This window comes from Catellatospora bangladeshensis (assembly GCF_016862575.1).
Classification (GTDB): domain Bacteria; phylum Actinomycetota; class Actinomycetes; order Mycobacteriales; family Micromonosporaceae; genus Catellatospora; species Catellatospora bangladeshensis.
Genome location: NZ_BONF01000096.1, coordinates 1 through 1,333 on the forward strand (window position 1 = coordinate 1; position 1,333 = coordinate 1,333).

General features: G+C 69.5%; 1 protein-coding gene. It reads right to left on the reverse strand.

Annotated elements, in window-relative coordinates; translation table 11 throughout:
* Nucleotides 1-17: 17 nt before the first annotated feature.
* Nucleotides 18-1,085 carry an IS110 family RNA-guided transposase gene (locus Cba03nite_RS39380; RefSeq protein ID WP_444542261.1) on the reverse strand — a complete coding sequence of 356 codons (1,068 nt, stop codon included), beginning with the start codon at nt 1,083-1,085 and terminating at the stop codon, nt 18-20.
* Nucleotides 1,086-1,333 lie beyond the last annotated feature (248 nt).

Sequence of the window (1,333 nt, forward strand, 5' to 3'; positions counted from 1 at the left end):
GGATGCTCCTATGGATGTCAAGCCGGTGTGGGTTGGCATCCGTGGGTGTGTTCAGCGGTGATGATCTGGTAGATCTCGCGTGCCAGGTAGCGTTTGAGGCAGCGGATGATCTCTTTCTTGGACAGGCCTTCGGTGGTGCGGCGTTGGGCGTAGGCCTGTGTTTGCGGGTTCCAGCGCAGGCGGCTGAGGACGATGAGGTAGAGCGCGCAGTTGGCTTGGCGGTCGCCACCGCGGTTGAGGCGGTGGCGCTGTGTCCTGCCTGACGAGGCTGGTAGTGGTGCGGCGCCGCAGAGCATCGCGAACGCGGCCTGGCTGTGCAGGCGCTGTGGGTTGGCTCCGGCGGTGACCAGGAGCTGTCCTGCGGTGTCGGGGCCGATGCCGGGCTGGGCCAGCAGGGTGGGGTTGATGGCCCGCACGAGGGGTTCGATCATCTTGTCGAGGGTTTTGATCTCGGTGGTCAGCTGCTGGTGGCGCCGGGCCAGGGACCGTAGCGCGATGCGGGCCGCGGTGGTGGGGTCGGCGTAGCCGGCCGGGTCGCAGGTGTCGGCGGCGCAGCGCCTGACCAGTGCTGCGGCCCGCAGGCCACGCAGAGGCGCGCGTACTTCTTCGGCGGCGGTGACGACCAGGTCCTGGATCTGGCGCTGGACGGTGGCGCGCTGGGTGACGGCGCTGCGGCGGGCGACGCGCAGCTGCCGTAGGGCCTCGACCTGGCCGTGGCGCTGCTTGGGGATCACGGTGGCGCGTGTGGCCAGCACGGCGCGTGCGGCGGCTTCGGCGTCGGCAGGGTCGTCTTTGCCTTTGCGGCGGCGGGTGGCCCGGTCCGGGCGGGCGACCTCGACCACCTGCACTCCCGCACGGGTCAGGTAGCCGGTCAGGCCGGCGCCGTAGGAGCCGGTGCCCTCGACCCCGGCCACTGTCGGGGTCCCGAACGTGGCGAGCCAGTCCAGCAGTTGCCGGTAGCCGTCACCGGTCGCGGGGAAACCGGCCGTGGCCAGCAGCCGGCCGTGCTCGTCGAGCACGGCCGCGGTGTGGGTGTCCTTGTGGGTGTCCACGCCCGCGATGATCTGCGGGCCGGGATGTGTCATGGTGGGCATCAGCCGTCCTTGGCTTGACCGGACAGGGGCGGCACGCACCGCGCCGGCAAGCGGACAGAACAGTGATGAGGCCTCTGGACCAGGCTCTTATCAGGTCACGCCCGCGACGCCCGTGTGTGCAGAGTCCTCCCGGCACGGTCGACAGATCCAACCCAAGACCCAAGGTCAGTTAAGAAGAGGGTCAGACCGGACCGGGAGGACTCCCACCCATCATCCTCACTGTTAAGAAGGGCACCTTC